Here is a 15,488-nt window from a genome sequence, read left to right as displayed (position 1 = left end):
CCTTGTCCTTGATTATAGCAGAACTCGTGGTCAAGCGGGCACAAAAAACGGGTCGCCGGTTGGCAGACCCGTTTGGTTAATTATTCGGTGATTTTTTGTTTCTTGGCAACTTGTTGATGGGCTTCGACGGCCAGTTCGGGGAACCAAATCGCAATTTCATGGTGCGCGTTCTCGCGGCTGTCAGAGGTGTGGACGATGTTTCTTAAGATGCCATCTGGGTATTCGTGGGCAAAGTCGCCCCGAATGGTGCCAGGCTGGGCATCGTTGGGCCGCGTCTTACCGGCTAAATTGTGGACGGCCTTCACGACATCGGTCCCGGTAACGATGATGGCCACCAGGGGACCTTCCGTCATGTACGTCTCAATTTCATGGAAGTAGGGCTTGTTGACCTGATCGCGGTAGTGCCTTTCAAGTTGTTCAGGAGTTGCGCGGACTACTTTTAACGCCGTAATTTGGTAGCGCTTACTTTCTAGCCGTGAAATAATCTCGCCGATGTGGCCTTCTGCGACACCATCGGGTTTTACCAGTACCAAAGTCTTTTCTGAATTTGCCATGATAGAGACCTCCTTGTATTTTGAACAACGGAACTTCATTGCTCATGACCTAACAAGTTACAATTTAAATTGTAGGGGATTCTATGAGCCACGTCAACTAAAAAAGCAGCTCCCGTCAAAACGGCAACTGCTTGAGCTTAACGCTATTCTGGATCACCCATGATCATCCAGAGAATCAGGTAGGCGATTAGCCCAGGAAAGGCGGGGGTAATGGCTAAGACCACGAAAAGGACGCGAGCCACTCCGACGTTCCAGCCAAAGTGTTCCGCTAGTCCGCCAATGACACCGGCAAAAACGCGATTATTAAGTGAACGGTGAATATTTTTCATGAGAAATCCCTCCCGCTAGATAATTTTTAAGATTGAAAATCGGTTTTGTTGAAGAAGTCGACGTGAATCGTGTCGTCGGTGATCTCCAGCTTGGTGATACTGCCGTTGATGGTGGCAATCCCTTCGTCGAGTTCAGGGGCGTAGCGGTCAACGATGGACCGAATCGTCATCCCGTGGGAAACGACTAAGACTTGGTCGCCATCCTTGGAGTTGGCCCGCAACTTATCAAAGCCTCGGTCCAAACGCGTCCAGAACATGTCGTTACTTTCGGCTTCCCCGTACAGGTCGGCTTGGTGAATCAGGTCGCGAGCCTTTTCCAAACCGTAAGTTCCCAGCACGTCGGATTCAGAGGTCAGCTTGACCTGGGCCCCGACGAACTGCCACATCTGGTTCAAGTCGTTGCCTTCAAAGTAACCGTGGCACTGTTCCCGGAATTCGGGGTATTGGTAAGAAACAATATTCATGTTTTCAGGATTTTGTTTCAGCGCAATGCGCGCGGTCTCGATGGCCCGGCCAGAATCACTACTGTAGGCAGCGGTCAGGGGAACACCCTTGAGCTGTTCACCGGCGCGTTTGGCATCGGCACGGCCCTTTTCGGTCAGGGGAGAGTCGATCCAGCCCTGAACTTTGTTGTAGTGGTTTAACATGGTTTGCCCGTGACGCACGAAGTACGCGGTAATTTTCTTCATTTTTTCAAAACTCCCTCATCAACTTAGTAAGTGGTTACAAACCTAGTATAGCAATGCCACGCGGTGAGCGCACCCATTTAGCCGTTGAAATGAAAAATCTTCAAATTTTAAGGGTTTTGCCAGCGCCAAGTTGCGTAAAGAATGCTATGCTTTTTAATAACAGGAGGCGATGCGTATTGAGTACTGAAAGTAGTTATCGTTATATGGGGGACCATCCCCTCGATCTTAGTCAGTTAGCCACCCGGGTCGATCACGTGCCCGAACAGGCGGTCATCACCAATGCCTTGGAGGCCAATGTGGCGACGTTGAGTGACCTGCAGAGTCGGTTGTATTCCCAGAAGAAGACCGGGGTCATCATCATCTTGCAGGGGATGGATACCGCCGGGAAGGACGGCCTGATTCGGCACGTGTTCAGCGGGTTGAACCCCTCCGGTACGAGTGTCGTCAGTTTCAAGCAACCCACCCATCTCCAGTTGGACCATGATTTTCTCTGGCGGATCAACCAGGCATTGCCACAACGCGGTGAGATTCGGATTTTCAACCGGTCGCAGTACGAGGACGTCCTGATCAGTCGGGTCCATCCGGAAATGTTGTTGAAACAAAATCTCCCTGGCGTCGAGACGTTGGACGACGTGGGTGATAAATTCTTTGACCGCCGGTACCATGATCTGCGGCATTTTGAAACGTACTTGCGTCACCAAGGCTTTATCACCATCAAGTTTTTCTTGCACCTTTCCCGTGAGGAGCAGACGAACCGCTTCGAACGGCGAATCGAAATTCCTAGTAAAAACTGGAAATTCTCACCCAGCGATATGCAGGAACGGGCTTTTTGGGAGGACTACCAAGTTGCCTATACCAAGATGTTGGAAAATACGGCCACAAAGAAGGAACCTTGGTACCTAATTCCGGCCGATGACAAGGGTGTTGCTCGCCTGTTAGTCTCCAACATTTTGGTCAAGCGGCTTCAGAATATCCACCCAACTTACCCGAAAGTTTCACAGGAGACGAAGGAAAAGCTGAAGACCACCCTGCATCAGCTAAAAGAGGGAGAATTGTAACTGACAATATGCATGATATCAGTACATGATACCGCGTTCAATATGGCTGAATTGTATGATACAATTGGCGATAAATTTGCCTTATCCCCTTAATAAATGCTAAAGTAGCGGTAACTTAATTTCAGTGATTTTACTTAGGAGGATTCAGACGATGACCGTTGCGGTAGGAATCGACAAACTGGGGTTTTATACGCCCGGACTTTATTTGGATATGACGGACCTCGCTCACGCCAGAGGGGCTGAGCCAAACAAATATTTAATTGGGATCGGCCAGTCCAAACAGGCGGTGATTCCCCCAACGCAGGATGTGGTCACGATGGCAGCCAATGCGGCCGAGCAAATCTTAACGCCAGCCACTAAGGCAGAAATCAGCATGGTCCTCTTCGGCACGGAATCGGGTATCGACAATTCCAAGGCCACGGCGGTGTACTTAGCCCACCTACTGGGTCTGCCCAGCAACACGCGGGCCGTGGAAATCAAGCAGGCCTGTTACGGGGCGACGGCTGGGTTGCAGCTAGCCACCGATTTTGTCCGCGCCCGACCCACGGCGAAGGTGCTGGTCATCGGGGCCGATATCGCGCGTTACGGGTTACGGACGGCTGGTGAGGTCACCCAGGGTGGTGGTGCCGTGGCCATGCTGGTAACGGCCAATCCGCGAATCTTGGCGCTGGATGCCATCAGCAGTTACCATACGGCCGACGTCATGGACTTCTGGCGGCCAACCTACCGGACCGAAGCATTGGTAGATGGAAAATATTCAACCAACGTCTACCTCGACTTCTTCCAGCGGGTTTGGGACGACTACCAGGTCCAAACGCACCGCACGATTGCGGATTTTTCCGCGTTCGTGTTCCACTTGCCATTTACCAAGATGGGGCGGAAGGGGCTCCGACAGATTCTGCCGACGGCCACGAGTGCGCAACAGGCCACGTTGACCGCGGCCTTTGAGGCCAGCCAGGCGGATAACCGGGAAGTCGGCAACCTCTACACGGGGTCGCTTTACCTGAGCCTGTTGTCATTACTACGTCACGGCGGTCTACAGGGCGGCGAACGGTTGGGGCTGTTTAGCTACGGATCGGGCGCTGAGGGCGAGTTCTTCAGCGGCACCGTGCAACCGACCTTCCAGCAGGGGTTTGACGAGACTTTTCTGGCCAACCAACTGGCGGATCGCCAAGTCGTGAGCGTCGCGGAGTATGAAGAAATTTATCGCGCGCAACTGCCAAACGACAGCCGCGATGTTCAACTGGCCGTGGGTCAGGAAACGGCGCCATATTATCTGGCCGGTCGGCAGCACGAGCAACGACAGTATCGTCAGCAATAATTTGTAAAAATGGTCAAATAAAAAGCGTTGCTGTCAGCCAATATGGATGACGGCAACGCTTTTGTATGCATTAATCATGTCTATTCAAAGATATTCTTAGTCACGTACCCGTCCTTAAACACCAGAACGGGGGACTGATCACCAACGCGCATGACCAGCCGATAACCGGGACCGAGGGCCTTCTTGAGCGATTGACTGGTCTTGGTAAAGTTGTCGACGAACTTTGGCCACTTGGCCGCCTTGGCCTGACTCGGGTCGGCCTTTAAGCCCTTGATGGTTTTCTTGAGACTTTTGTTGGTAAGGGTCAGCGTGTAGGTCTTGCTGGCGTGATCGAAGGTGACGGTGCCCAGCTTGACCAGGGACTTGGCCAACTGTGTCTTCACTTGTTTTTCGTTGTCGGCACGAGTGGCCGTCTTGTCACTTGCAGAGAAGGCTTGGCCGGATTGCGAGCTTAGTGATGATTGCTTGCTGGTCTGAGTCGTCTTGTCATGAGTCGAGGACGCTGACCAGAAGGGCAACTGGGTGATTGCGCCCACGGTGACCAGGATGGTAATAACCAAAACGATGATGGAACTGCGCTTGGATTCTCCCCGCCGACTGGCATTGACGACGGAAAACGCAGTGATAACAATGAAGATAATCCCCAAAATAGTAATACCTAGAAACATGATGCACCCCTCCGTAGGTTAGGGCGGCTTGTTAGGTCAACCGCCGTTTAATTAGTCCCAGTATAGCATGAATGAATTAGAGAATGAAACAACCGCGCTGAGATGAATACCGTTAGTTAACTTGCAGGGCGGTTAAGGGGCAAAAGATTCGTGAAAAAAGGTTTAAAGTCGAATAATTCGAGGTGGCAAGCAGTTAAAATCCGGATTATGTGAATTATAACCGAATATTAATCAAAAAATAGTCGCCAAGAGTTAACATTTCCGCTATAATTAATCGTAATAAAGAGAGAAATGAGGAGATTAGAGTGACGAACGTTTATTTAGCAGGTCCCTTCTTTGATGACGAACAAATTTCCCGGATTGAACGCGCGGAAAAGGCCTTGGCTGCCAATCCCCGGGTCGCCAATGTCTTTAGTCCCCGCTTGAGTGAGATTCCTGGGTTAGAAATGGGCACGGCCGAGTGGGCCACCCAAACCTTCCAAATGGATGTCCACCAGATTGACCAGGCCGACGTTGTGGTGGCCCTGGTCGATTTCGTGGATGACCAAGTGGATTCTGGCACGGCCTTTGAAATTGGCTACGCCTTCCACAGCAAGAAGCCGGTGGTCGTTCTCCACGAAAAAGACACCATTTTAAATCTGATGTTGGCGGAAGGTCTGCATGCCTACTTACGCGAAGCCGAATCACTGGCGGCCTATGACTTTGCGACGCTTCCCGAAAGCCACTACCAAGGGAAAGTTATCTAGTCTCAAATAACCCACGAACGTAAAAATCACCCGTCACATGAACTGTGGCGGGTGATTTTGAGTTTACTTTATTAGTGAACGTCGTCACGGAAGAGACCCACAACGCGGCCTAAAATGCTGACGTGATTCAAGATGATGGGGGCCATGGTATCATTTTCGGGTTGTAACCGGAAATGATCGGCTTCCTTAAAGAATCGTTTGCAAGTGGCTTCGTTTTCTTCGGTCATGGCGATGACGACATCACCATTGTCCGCGGATTGTTGCCGGCGGACAATGACCTGGTCACCGTTTAAAATACCGATGTTGATCATACTCTCGCCGCGAATCGTTAACATGAAGAGTTGATCGTCGTCGTTTTCAAATTCTGGGGGAACTGGGAAGTAGTCGGTCGCTTCCTGAACGGCCAGAATCGGTTCGCCGGCAGTCACGGTGCCTAAGACTGGAATTCGCGTCTGTTCTTCATGGACGCCCAGTTCTTCTAAACCGGCGGGCGTAACTTCTAGTGCCCGGGGCTTCGTCGGGTCCTTGACCAGCAAGCCCTTTTTTTCCAGGCGGGCGATGTGGCCATGAACCGTAGAGGTCGATGAGAGCGATACGGCTTCACCAATCTCCCGGACGGTTGGCGGATACCCTTTTTCATTGACCCGTTCCCAAATGAAGCGGAGAACAGCGATTTGTTTGCTTTCAGAAGCTTTACTCATTTTTCTGCCACCTCGTTCGTCATTCGTAGTATAGTTTAGTGTTAGTGTAGCATACAGACCGAACATTTTCAAACAGATGTTCGGGTAAATAAGTTGAAATCTAAAATTAACCCTGATATGATAGACCGTGACTTGAAAAAAGCGGGGTTAATACCCACCAAAATAACGAAACTAAAGGAGGGTCGTTCATGGCAGACACGACAATGGACACCTTGCTGGCCCGGATCAACGAGCTGGCACACAAGAACAAGGCTGAAGGCTTGACCGAGGCCGAAAAGAGCGAACGCGCTGACTTACGCCAACAATACTTGAAGTTATTCAAGCAGAGCTTCCGTAGCCAAGTTGAAATGCTGCAGGTCTACAACAAGGATGGTAAGGAAGTTACCCCTGAAAAGGTCCGGCAGATTCAACGTAACAAAGGTTTACGTGACGATTAAGGAAAGAAGCGGGTCCTTTTTGGGATTCGCTCTTTTAATTTCCTTTAAGTTTGTGTAGAATTGTTAAATGAATGACTTCATCAAAGGAGGGGAACGAACTTGGCAACTTGGATCTGGATCTTAATCGTGATCGTCGTCGGTCTGGCCTGCGCAGCGGGTGGCTTTTTCGGCGCACGGAAGTACATGGAAAACTATCTGAAAGACAATCCACCAATTAACGAAGACCAATTACGGGCAATGATGTTGCAAATGGGGCAAAAGCCTTCACAACGAAAACTTCATCAAATGATGAACGCGATGCAACAAAACGCTAAAAAATAAATTGGCTTTATTGAGACTCGCTTCCAGCTTATTTCCTGGAGGCGAGTCTTTTTGATTGTATTTTATGAAAATTCCAGTAAAATGATAAAGTCTGTGCTATATTTTAATCATATTCTAATTTTTAAGGAGGGATGTTCGTGAGTATCTTTCGCAAATTATCCTGGTACTTTCGTCTGGAATGGCGACGGTATCTGATAGGGGTCATCGGACTCCTGTTGACGGCTATCATCGCCATTATTCCCCCACGGATCATTGGGAACATGGTGGACGGCATTCACGGGCAGACCATGACGAGCCATCTGCTGCTACTTGATCTGCTGTTTGTGACGCTGGCGGCGTTGGCCCAGTACGGGACCCGGTACATTTGGCGTAATGCCATTTGGGGCGGGGCTGCGCGGCTCGAACAACTGCTCCGGAACCAACTTTTCGGGCACTTTATGAAAATGGACCGGGTCTTCTACCAAAAATACCGGACCGGGGACTTGATGGCCCATGCCACCAACGACCTGGAAGCCATTCAACGGGTGGCCGGTGGGGGGATTCTCCAGTTCGCCGATGCCATTATTACCGGGGGCACCACGTTGATTGCTATGATGGCCTTAATTGATTGGCGGCTGACCCTCTTAGCCATTATTCCATTTCCACTGTTGGCGGTGGTTTCTTGGTATCTGGGGCAAAAGATTCATCGCGCCTTTGGCGAATCCCAAGCGGCCTTTTCTCGACTGAACAACAAGGCCCAGGAAAGTATCAGTGGGATCAAGGTCATCAAGGCCTTGGGCCAAGACGATGCGGACGTGGCGGACTTTGATGCCCAGGTCGACCGGACCATTGGCATTAATCGCCGGGTCAACCGGTTGGACTCCATGTTTGACCCCGCCATCACGCTGATCATCTCGATTTCCTACGTGGCCACGATTGTCCTTGGGGGCCTGTTTGTCACCCACAACGTCATTACCATTGGGAATCTGGTGTCCTTTATCAGCTACCTGGCCATGATGATCTGGCCGATGTTTGCCGTGGGGATGCTGTTCAACACCATGGAACGGGGCAATGCCAGTTACGACCGGGTTATGGAACTGCTGAACGAGAAGACCCATATCATCGATCAAAAAGATGGGATTCAACAACGGCCACAGGGAACCATCAGTTACCACGTGAACCAGTTTGATTATCCAGACAACGGGGGGGCTAGCCTGAAGCAGATTGATTTCGAGCTGCCGGCCGGGCACACCCTGGGTATCGTGGGTCGAGTTGGGGCTGGGAAGTCGACGATTATGAAATTAATTTTACGGGAGTTTGACAACTATTCCGGTGAAATTGACTTTGGCGGTCACCCCATTAAAGATTATGCGCTAGACAGCTATCTGCCAGCGATTGGGTACGTGCCGCAAGAAAGCTTCCTATTCTCTTCGAACATTTTTGAAAATATTCGCTTTGCCCAACCGGACGCGACTCAAGAACAGGTCGAGGCGGCTGCGGCTAAGAGTGATCTGGCCGGGCAAATTGCCAAGCTGCCCGCCGGCTATGACACCGAAGTGGGTGAGGAAGGGATTTCCTTATCCGGGGGGCAACGCCAACGGTTAGCGATTGCCCGGGCCCTGTTGATCAATCCAGAATTGTTGATTTTGGATGACGCCTTGTCCGCGGTCGATGCCGAAACGGAGGCGGAAATTCTCGCCAACCTGAAGGCCGAACGGGCCAACAAGACCACGATTATTTCTGCGCATCGGTTGAGTTCCGTGATGAATGCCGATGAAATTCTGGTACTCAGCGAAGGTGCCGTTGCCGAACGGGGGACGCATGACCAATTAATGGCGGCTCACGGCTGGTACCAGCGCATGTTTACGCAACAACAACTTGAAACTCAGGTGAAGGGAGGCGTCAGTGATGGCAGATAAACCACACGAATCCGCTTGGGCCCATAGCATGTCAACCAAGGAACAACTGACAGTGGTCAAGCGACTCTTTCATTTTGCCGCGCCGTATAAATGGTTCTTCGTCGGCTCCGTCATCTTGTCGGCGCTGATCAGTGCCGTGAACGTCTTCCTGCCATGGCTGCTCCGGACTTACATGGACAAGTATTTGCGGACCAGCAACGCCACGATTGCCATTATGTGGATGTTCGCCGGCCTGTACCTGTTCGGGATGGTCGTCAAGGCGGTCTTCCAATTCTGGCAAAACTATACCAGTACCATGGGTGCCGAGTACATGCTAGAAAATGTGCGCCGCAAACTTTTCCATGATTTACATGGTAAGGGGATGCGGTACTTTGACCAAACGCCAGGTGGGTCCATCCTGTCACGGTTGATGAACGATACCATGACCTTCTCCAACTTCTGGGCGCTGTTTAACACCCTGGTGTTGGCGTTGTTCGCCGTGATTTCATCCTTCATCGCCATGTACGTGACGGATGTGAAGGTGGCGCTCTGGACGTTGATTCTGGTGCCATTCTTGGGCCTGACGATTTGGTATTACCAACGTTTCAGCTCCAAGGTCTACCGGCGGATGCGGGAACGGTTGAGTGAACTGAACACCAAATTGGCCGAGGCCATTACGGGAATCAGTGTCATTCAGGAGTTCCGCCAAGAAAAGCGGACGGCAGCCAACTTTGAGAAGACCAACAAGGCCTATTACGGGACCCGCCGCGACATGATTCGGACCAACTCGTTATTGTTGAGCCCCATCATCAATCTGTTTTACGCGTTAGGGACCGTCATTGTCTTGGGTATCTTCGGTGTTCGCGGTCTACATGAGGTCGTGGCTGCCGGGGTGATTTATGCGTTCATTACGTATTTGAACAACTTTTACAGTCCCATGAGCAACATGATGGATAACCTGAGTGACTTTCAAAACGGGATGGTGGCGGGTTCCCGGGTGTTACGCATCTTGGATGACCAAACGCTCGCACCCCAACAGCATCCTGTCGCCGACGCTAAGATCACGGCCGGCAAAGTTGAATTTCGCCACGTGACCTTTGCTTACGACCAGGAGCATCCCGTCCTGCGCGACGTCTCGTTTGTCGCCGAGCCCGGTCAAACGGTTGCCTTGGTTGGCCAAACGGGTTCCGGGAAGACATCAACGATCAACGTGTTGATGCGTTTCTACGAGTTCCAATCCGGGCAGGTCTTGATTGATGACCGCGACATCCGGGATTACCCGGCAGCCGAGCTCCGCGCTAAGATGGGCTTGGTTTTGCAGGAACCGCAGTTGTTCTATGGCGATATCCAAACCAACATTCGGATGTTTAATCCGGATATCTCCGACGAGCAGGTCGAGCGGGCCGCACACTTCGTTCAAGCCGATGAGTTTATCGACAAGTTACCGGAGGGCTATGCCACGCCGGTCTTGGAACGGGGAACCGAATACTCCGCTGGTCAGCGACAACTGATTACCTTTGCCCGGACGGTGGTCACCGATCCCAAGATTCTGATCCTGGATGAGGCAACGGCCAACGTCGACACGGAAACGGAAACCATGATTCAAAACGGGTTGAGCCGGATTCAAGAAAATCGGACGACGATTGCGATTGCGCACCGGTTATCAACGATCCAGAATGCCGATTTGATTTTGGTTTTGAACCAAGGGAGAATCGTGGAACGTGGGACCAACGACGAGTTGATGGCGCAACACGGTTACTACTACGACATGATTCAACTCCAAAACGCCGCCCACGTGGACTAATCATTTTCGCTACAGCGCCTCCGGACTGGTTAAACTGTGCCGGGTTGCGGGGATGTTCGTTCCCGGCGGCGGGCTCAAGGTTCCCTGCTATGGGGTCGGTTACAGCCCGAGAGGCGGGCTTCCACCTCGACTTTGAGCCCAAAAGCGGTCTCAAAGGTCGTCCCATGGGCTAGGCTGAGAAAACCTCAGCCAAGGCCATCGACACAGCCGGGAACCTTGGTCCGCCTCTGGTCACTAAAACGGGTTGCACTGGGCACATTTTAACCAGTTCTGCGGCTCATGTTGGCCTACAATTATTGATCTCGTGTTCAGATGTTTAGATGCTCTGTTGGCATTCATGTACTTTGTCATAATGGTTGCTGGTAGTTGAATTAAAAGTGAAACGAAAAAGGGCTTCGTTAGTGCGTCACAGTAGATGCTGTGCCAGACACTAACGAAGCCCTTTTATCATGGAATATTTTATTAATCCTTTTTCTTTTCGCCCGTGACATCGACGTAGTGGAAATTCGGGTCGATTTCGTTGTCGAGCTTGTCGAAGGCCGCCTGCATTTGCTTTTCGATGACGGCTTGGCCTTCTTCGTTTAATTTCATCTTGCGGTCGATGACGATGGGGGTGCCAAAGGCAATCGTGACCGGCTTGCGGGAAAAGAGTTGCTTGAAGGTCAGGGGGCCTTGGTAGACGGCGGGAACCAGGGGAACGCCGGCCATCTTAGCAATGACCGCTGCGCCACCCTTGAGTTCGGCGGAGTGCCGAGAGCCTGAAGGGAACATGATCAGCGACAAATCACCCTGACGCAGAATGCGAACCGGGGTTTTGATGGCTGAAGGGCCCGGATGGTCACGATTTACTGGAAAACCGTTGACATGTTTCAACAACCATCGGAAAATAGGGTTTTGGAACAATTCCTCTTTGGCCATGAAACTAAACTTGCGCGGATAACCCGCCATGGCAAAATAAACGGGATCGAACCAGGTCCGGTGGGGGCCCACCAAAACGTAAGGGCCGTCCGGCAAGTCAGCTTGGTGAACGTACCGTGCCCGGCCATTGACGATGTACAAAATCGTACAAACCACGCCCCGTAAGAATTTATAAAACATGTGATACACTCCTCTCGCAATGAAACTGATTGTTTCTAGTATGCAAAAAAAGTCGCGGGGTTGCAAGCTATCTTGTGAAAATGCTGGAGAAATGTGCGCGTGACATCCAACTGGGTGGCTGGCAGATGGCTGATGATCCGAATAGGTAAAATTAGCTTGAGTGGGTCAAGCATCAAGTCCATGTCAGAGGAATATAGACTGGCAATTTAAGAGAGTGAGTTGCCAGGTTGGCAAGATGTGGCAGAGTGGCCAGTGTCAGTGACCAGAGGCGGGCCAAAATGGCCAGCTGTGTCGGTGGCCTTGGCTGAGGAATTTTCTCAGCCTAGTCCACGGGACGACCTTTGAGACCGTACTGTGGCTCAAAGTCGAGGTGGAAGCCCGTTCTTTGGCTGGAACCGGCCCCATAGCAGGCCGTTTTGAGCCCGCCGCCGGGAACGAACAATTACCGCAAGCCAATTAATTTTAACTAAAAACCTTTTAACGAAACGGAGGCGTTATCGGTGAACCTGAAACCCGATGAACGAATCGATCAATTATATAGTCAAGATATTCAAATTATTCAGAGCCCCGAGGTCTTCGCCTTTTCACTGGACGCCGTATTGCTGGCGGATTTTGCCAAGCTCCCGTTGCGCGCGACCAGTCAGACGGTCGACCTGTGTGCCGGTAACGGCGCGGTGGGCCTGTTTATGAGTAGCAAGACGCACGGTCAGTTGGCCGAGGTGGAGATTCAGCCGCGGCTGGCCGACATGGCTCGACGCAGCATTGCCCTGAATGACCTGACGGACCGCATGACGGTGTACGAGGGCGATTTGGCCCAGGTGAACGACTGGATTCCCAAGGATTCGGTGGACGTAGTGACCTGTAACCCGCCGTATTTCGAAGACCTGCCGGACAGTCAGAAGAATCCGAACCGGTACCTGGCGATTGCCCGCCATGAAATTTTGACTAATTTGGCAACGATTGTGGAAACGACCAGTGGCTTGCTCAAGATGAACGGCAAGGCTTACTTTGTTCACCGGCCCGACCGGCTGCTTCAGCTGTTGGAGCTGATGACGGCGAACCGGTTGGCCCCTAAACGCGTACGGCTGGTTCACCCGAAGCCCGGCAAGGAGGCCAACATGGTCCTGGTCGAAGCCATCAAGGACGGCAAGCCCGGGGGACTGCGGTTCCCAACGCCACTCACGGTTTACGACGCGCAGGGCCATTACACGCCCGAAGTGGAGGCGTTACTCTATGGCCAGCACTAAGTTGTACTACTTCTACGTGCTCTTGTGCGCGGACAATTCCCTGTATGGCGGCTTCACGACCGATGTTGCCAAACGCTTTGCCACCCATTTAGCCGGCAAGGGGGCCAAGTATACGAAGGTTCACCGGCCGTTGAAGGTCCTCTATAGTGAAGAATTTAACAGCAAGCACGATGCCTTACACGCGGAGTGGGCCTTCAAGCACCAGAGCCGGCAAAAGAAATTGGCCTACCTAGCCGATCATGGGGTAACACTTTAGTGGAGAAAATTGGTTTATCTGTGTTACACTATGCCCGTGCTTCAAAAAAGTGTCTCAAATTAATTTGAGGAGGAAATTACTGTGAAAATTATTGCTTATGGCATTCGTGACGACGAACAACCTTATTTGGAACAATGGTCCAAGGAACAAGGGATTGAAGTTAAGGCTGTCGGCGACCTCTTAGACGACAAGACTGTTGATCTTGCTAAAGGCTATGACGGGGCAGTGGTTTACCAACAAAAACCTTACACGGCCTCTGTCTTAGACAAGTTAGCCGCTAATGGGGTGACCAATCTGTCATTACGGAATGTCGGTGTGGATAACGTTGATGCCGATGCCGTTAAACGCAACGGCTTCAAGGTTACCAACGTTCCAGCATACTCACCAGAAGCGATTGCTGAATTAACAGTTACGCAATTGATGCGTCTGTTACGGCGGACACCAACGTTTGACCGTAAGCAGGCCAACGGTGACCTGACTTGGGCCCCAGACATTGCGGATGAATTGAACAGCATGACGGTCGGTATCGTTGCCACCGGTCGGATTGGTCGCGCAGCGATGAAGATCTACCAAGGCTTCGGTGCCAAGGTGATTGCTTACGATGTCTTCCACAACCCAGAGCTGGAAAAGCAGGGTATCTACGTGGATACGTTGGATGAATTGTACGCCCAAGCCGACGTCATCTCCTTACACGCCCCCGCAACCAAGGATAACGAAAAGATGTTGAACGACGACGCCTTCGGTAAGATGAAGGATGGCGTTTGGATCTTGAACCCTGCCCGTGGTGCACTGATCGACACGGACGCTTTGATTCGGGCCCTCGACAGCGGCAAGGTTGCCGGTGCTGCGCTGGACGTTTACGAAGACGAAGTGGGCATCTTCAACACCGACTTCGGTAGCTTCGACGCCATTCCTGACGAACGCCTGAAGAACTTGATGAAGCGCGAAAATGTACTGGTTACGCCACACATCGCCTTCTACACCAAGACGGCCGTTAAGAACATGGTCCAGTTCGCTTTGAACAACAACAAACAATTAATTGAAACTGGCAAGGCCGAGAACGAAGTTAAGTTCTAAAAATTGCTAGCAAAAAAGCCGCTCAGCTGAGCGACTTTTTTTATGCTTACTTTTTAATTTAGGAGGACTGACCGAACCAAGCAAGTGGGTTGTTGGTCGAAATCAGTCAAATTAAGACGGAACTGTAAACCGTTGCGCAATGTCAGTGACCAGAGGCGGTCCAAGATGCCCGGCGAGGCGGAAGAACGCTTCTCAGGCTGGAGCCGTTCCCCACAAGCAGGGCATCTTGAGACCGCCGCCGGGAACGAGAGACAAAGTACAATCGGTTCTACAGTTCAGGAACGGCGGAGAGGGCGAGCAGGAGGTCCTGCAGTTCCAAAGAATCGCCGACCGTCTGATCCGGAATCCAGTTGCCGCCATCGGTCATTTCAGCGTTGCGGTGGTTGAACCAAAAGGCGTGCCAACCGGCTTGCTTAGCACCCTTGACGTCCATGCCGTAGCAGTCACCCACGTAGGCGACTTCGGTGGCACGGAGGTTCAAGCGGTGATTCATCATCGTAAAGATTTGGGGGTCGGGCTTGGCTAAGCCGGCTTCCTCGGACGTGATGATGTTGTCCCGGTCAATCCACCGGTGCATTTCCAATTGCATGACCTTGGCGAGTTGGTGTTGCGTTTTACCATTGGTAATGATGCCCAACTTAAATTGATCTTTCAGTTGGTCCAAGGCCGTTGCCAGCCCCGGGAACAGTTTAATATCTTGTAGGCCAGCGGCATAGGCGTGTTCAAACGCTAATGCCGTGGCACTGTCAACCGGCGCGACGTCCTGCTTTTGCAGGGTGGCGTTCAAACGGTTGACGGCCATTTCTTCGTGCGACCAGCGGCCACTGGCGACTTGGTCGTAGGCACTAGCGCTTTGGCACCGGTAGTCCTGAAAGGCCTGGGTGAAATCGAGCGTTTCTGAATTGGTTACTAGTGGTTCCAAGGCGGCCACGAAGGGAGCCTTTTGGTCATAGAGCGTGTCATCGACATCGAAGACGACCGCTTTTATCATTTCGTTTCCTCCTCATTTAGTTCTTTGGTAGTTTATCATACTTATTAAAAAATGCCAATTTTCTGGGATGAGGGGGACTAACGTTCGGCTCTGGCTTTAACCAGCCGACTAAGAGAATCCATCAGACGGGAAATTAACGAACGGCGTCCCGTCAGTCATTGGACAAGCTCGACAAGAATCCTAAACTTTTGCTTGTGTTTAGCCGAGAGATTTTGTATAATTACTTTCGGTGCGTATGCGCCAATTCACACCTCGCGTGATGACCGGAGGGGTGCTCGCTTGCGAGTTCTCCAGTCAGTTGAGCGTGGGGGAGG

Annotated in this window: 17 protein-coding genes; 10 read left to right on the top strand and 7 right to left on the bottom strand. The window is 51.6% G+C overall.

Annotated elements, in window-relative coordinates; translation table 11 throughout:
- Window positions 1-80: 80 nt before the first annotated feature.
- The 3 genes from ndk to EKM84_RS01450 all read right to left on the bottom strand — a co-directional run bounded on the left by ndk (window position 81) and on the right by EKM84_RS01450 (window position 1,572).
- Window positions 81-554 (bottom strand): nucleoside-diphosphate kinase, encoded by a 474-nt coding sequence (gene ndk / locus EKM84_RS01460; RefSeq protein WP_125762927.1) that lies wholly within the window; start codon window positions 552-554, stop codon window positions 81-83.
- A gap of 143 nt (window positions 555-697) precedes the next feature.
- Entirely contained in the window at window positions 698-883 is a 186-nt protein-coding gene (locus EKM84_RS01455; RefSeq protein ID WP_125762925.1) for a PspC domain-containing protein, read from the bottom strand.
- 26 nt (window positions 884-909) lie between these two features.
- Window positions 910-1,572 (bottom strand): histidine phosphatase family protein, encoded by a 663-nt coding sequence (locus EKM84_RS01450; RefSeq protein ID WP_125762923.1) that lies wholly within the window; start codon window positions 1,570-1,572, stop codon window positions 910-912.
- Window positions 1,573-1,748: 176 nt separating this feature from the next.
- Between EKM84_RS01450 and EKM84_RS01445 the strand changes: the two genes are divergently transcribed.
- Both EKM84_RS01445 and EKM84_RS01440 read left to right on the top strand, forming a co-directional pair.
- A complete protein-coding gene (locus tag EKM84_RS01445; RefSeq protein ID WP_125762921.1) occupies window positions 1,749-2,630 on the top strand; it encodes a PPK2 family polyphosphate kinase in 882 nt (293 codons plus the stop codon).
- Between the two features lie 151 nt (window positions 2,631-2,781).
- The gene (locus tag EKM84_RS01440; protein WP_125762919.1) at window positions 2,782-3,951 is read left to right on the top strand and encodes a hydroxymethylglutaryl-CoA synthase; all 1,170 of its coding nucleotides are present in this window, start codon (window positions 2,782-2,784) and stop codon (window positions 3,949-3,951) included.
- Between the two features lie 80 nt (window positions 3,952-4,031).
- On the opposite strand, the gene EKM84_RS01435 is transcribed toward EKM84_RS01440, so the two are convergent.
- Complete coding sequence (locus EKM84_RS01435) at window positions 4,032-4,619, bottom strand: hypothetical protein (RefSeq protein ID WP_125762917.1); 588 nt, start codon at window positions 4,617-4,619, stop codon at window positions 4,032-4,034.
- Window positions 4,620-4,924: 305 nt separating this feature from the next.
- Here EKM84_RS01435 and EKM84_RS01430 point away from each other — a divergent pair, with 305 nt between their 5' ends.
- The gene (locus EKM84_RS01430) at window positions 4,925-5,365 is read left to right on the top strand and encodes a nucleoside 2-deoxyribosyltransferase (RefSeq protein WP_125762915.1); all 441 of its coding nucleotides are present in this window, start codon (window positions 4,925-4,927) and stop codon (window positions 5,363-5,365) included.
- Window positions 5,366-5,436: 71 nt separating this feature from the next.
- On the opposite strand, the gene lexA is transcribed toward EKM84_RS01430, so the two are convergent.
- Window positions 5,437-6,066 carry a transcriptional repressor LexA gene (lexA, locus tag EKM84_RS01425; protein ID WP_125762913.1) on the bottom strand — a complete coding sequence of 210 codons (630 nt, stop codon included), beginning with the start codon at window positions 6,064-6,066 and terminating at the stop codon, window positions 5,437-5,439.
- Window positions 6,067-6,254: 188 nt separating this feature from the next.
- Here lexA and EKM84_RS01420 point away from each other — a divergent pair, with 188 nt between their 5' ends.
- From EKM84_RS01420 to EKM84_RS01405, 4 genes are all read left to right on the top strand, one after another.
- Window positions 6,255-6,503 (top strand): DUF896 domain-containing protein, encoded by a 249-nt coding sequence (locus EKM84_RS01420; protein WP_125762911.1) that lies wholly within the window; start codon window positions 6,255-6,257, stop codon window positions 6,501-6,503.
- A 99-nt stretch (window positions 6,504-6,602) separates the two neighbouring features.
- Window positions 6,603-6,824 (top strand): YneF family protein, encoded by a 222-nt coding sequence (locus EKM84_RS01415; RefSeq protein ID WP_125762909.1) that lies wholly within the window; start codon window positions 6,603-6,605, stop codon window positions 6,822-6,824.
- A 137-nt stretch (window positions 6,825-6,961) separates the two neighbouring features.
- On the top strand, window positions 6,962-8,722 hold the full coding sequence (locus EKM84_RS01410) for an ABC transporter ATP-binding protein (protein ID WP_125762907.1): 1,761 nt from the start codon (window positions 6,962-6,964) through the stop codon (window positions 8,720-8,722).
- The gene (locus EKM84_RS01405; protein WP_125762905.1) at window positions 8,712-10,505 is read left to right on the top strand and encodes an ABC transporter ATP-binding protein; all 1,794 of its coding nucleotides are present in this window, start codon (window positions 8,712-8,714) and stop codon (window positions 10,503-10,505) included. Before EKM84_RS01410 ends, EKM84_RS01405 begins: the two co-directional genes overlap by 11 nt.
- Before the next feature lie 462 nt (window positions 10,506-10,967).
- On the opposite strand, the gene EKM84_RS01400 is transcribed toward EKM84_RS01405, so the two are convergent.
- Window positions 10,968-11,603, bottom strand: coding sequence for a lysophospholipid acyltransferase family protein (locus EKM84_RS01400; RefSeq protein ID WP_125762903.1), 636 nt, complete (start codon window positions 11,601-11,603; stop codon window positions 10,968-10,970).
- 500 nt (window positions 11,604-12,103) lie between these two features.
- On the opposite strand from EKM84_RS01400, the gene EKM84_RS01395 reads away from it, so the two are divergent.
- From EKM84_RS01395 to EKM84_RS01385, 3 genes are all read left to right on the top strand, one after another.
- On the top strand, window positions 12,104-12,850 hold the full coding sequence (locus EKM84_RS01395) for a tRNA1(Val) (adenine(37)-N6)-methyltransferase (RefSeq protein ID WP_125762901.1): 747 nt from the start codon (window positions 12,104-12,106) through the stop codon (window positions 12,848-12,850).
- On the top strand, window positions 12,837-13,106 hold the full coding sequence (locus EKM84_RS01390) for a GIY-YIG nuclease family protein (protein ID WP_125762899.1): 270 nt from the start codon (window positions 12,837-12,839) through the stop codon (window positions 13,104-13,106). The genes EKM84_RS01395 and EKM84_RS01390 overlap by 14 nt, the downstream gene beginning before the upstream one ends.
- Window positions 13,107-13,187: 81 nt before the next feature.
- The gene (locus tag EKM84_RS01385) at window positions 13,188-14,183 is read left to right on the top strand and encodes a D-2-hydroxyacid dehydrogenase (protein WP_125762897.1); all 996 of its coding nucleotides are present in this window, start codon (window positions 13,188-13,190) and stop codon (window positions 14,181-14,183) included.
- Between the two features lie 268 nt (window positions 14,184-14,451).
- Here the strand turns inward: EKM84_RS01385 and EKM84_RS01380 are convergent, their stop codons facing one another.
- Window positions 14,452-15,174 carry an HAD family hydrolase gene (locus EKM84_RS01380; protein ID WP_125762895.1) on the bottom strand — a complete coding sequence of 241 codons (723 nt, stop codon included), beginning with the start codon at window positions 15,172-15,174 and terminating at the stop codon, window positions 14,452-14,454.
- Window positions 15,175-15,488 lie beyond the last annotated feature (314 nt).

This window comes from Levilactobacillus mulengensis (genome assembly GCF_003946045.1).
GTDB lineage: Bacteria > Bacillota > Bacilli > Lactobacillales > Lactobacillaceae > Levilactobacillus > Levilactobacillus mulengensis.
Note: the sequence above shows the minus strand (reverse complement) of the source record. Positions and strands in the feature narration are given on the sequence as shown.

What these genes read in the sequence shown, in the direction of transcription:
- ndk (WP_125762927.1), bottom strand. Translation starts at nt 554, where the DNA reads ATGGCAAATTCAGAAAAGACTTTGGTACTGGTAAAACCCGATGGTGTC.
- EKM84_RS01455 (WP_125762925.1), bottom strand. Translation starts at nt 883, where the DNA reads ATGAAAAATATTCACCGTTCACTTAATAATCGCGTTTTTGCCGGTGTC.
- EKM84_RS01450 (WP_125762923.1), bottom strand. Translation starts at nt 1,572, where the DNA reads ATGAAGAAAATTACCGCGTACTTCGTGCGTCACGGGCAAACCATGTTA.
- EKM84_RS01440 (WP_125762919.1), top strand. Translation starts at nt 2,782, where the DNA reads ATGACCGTTGCGGTAGGAATCGACAAACTGGGGTTTTATACGCCCGGA.
- EKM84_RS01435 (WP_125762917.1), bottom strand. Translation starts at nt 4,619, where the DNA reads ATGTTTCTAGGTATTACTATTTTGGGGATTATCTTCATTGTTATCACT.
- lexA (WP_125762913.1), bottom strand. Translation starts at nt 6,066, where the DNA reads ATGAGTAAAGCTTCTGAAAGCAAACAAATCGCTGTTCTCCGCTTCATT.
- EKM84_RS01420 (WP_125762911.1), top strand. Translation starts at nt 6,255, where the DNA reads ATGGCAGACACGACAATGGACACCTTGCTGGCCCGGATCAACGAGCTG.
- EKM84_RS01405 (WP_125762905.1), top strand. Translation starts at nt 8,712, where the DNA reads ATGGCAGATAAACCACACGAATCCGCTTGGGCCCATAGCATGTCAACC.
- EKM84_RS01400 (WP_125762903.1), bottom strand. Translation starts at nt 11,603, where the DNA reads ATGTTTTATAAATTCTTACGGGGCGTGGTTTGTACGATTTTGTACATC.
- EKM84_RS01390 (WP_125762899.1), top strand. Translation starts at nt 12,837, where the DNA reads ATGGCCAGCACTAAGTTGTACTACTTCTACGTGCTCTTGTGCGCGGAC.
- EKM84_RS01380 (WP_125762895.1), bottom strand. Translation starts at nt 15,174, where the DNA reads ATGATAAAAGCGGTCGTCTTCGATGTCGATGACACGCTCTATGACCAA.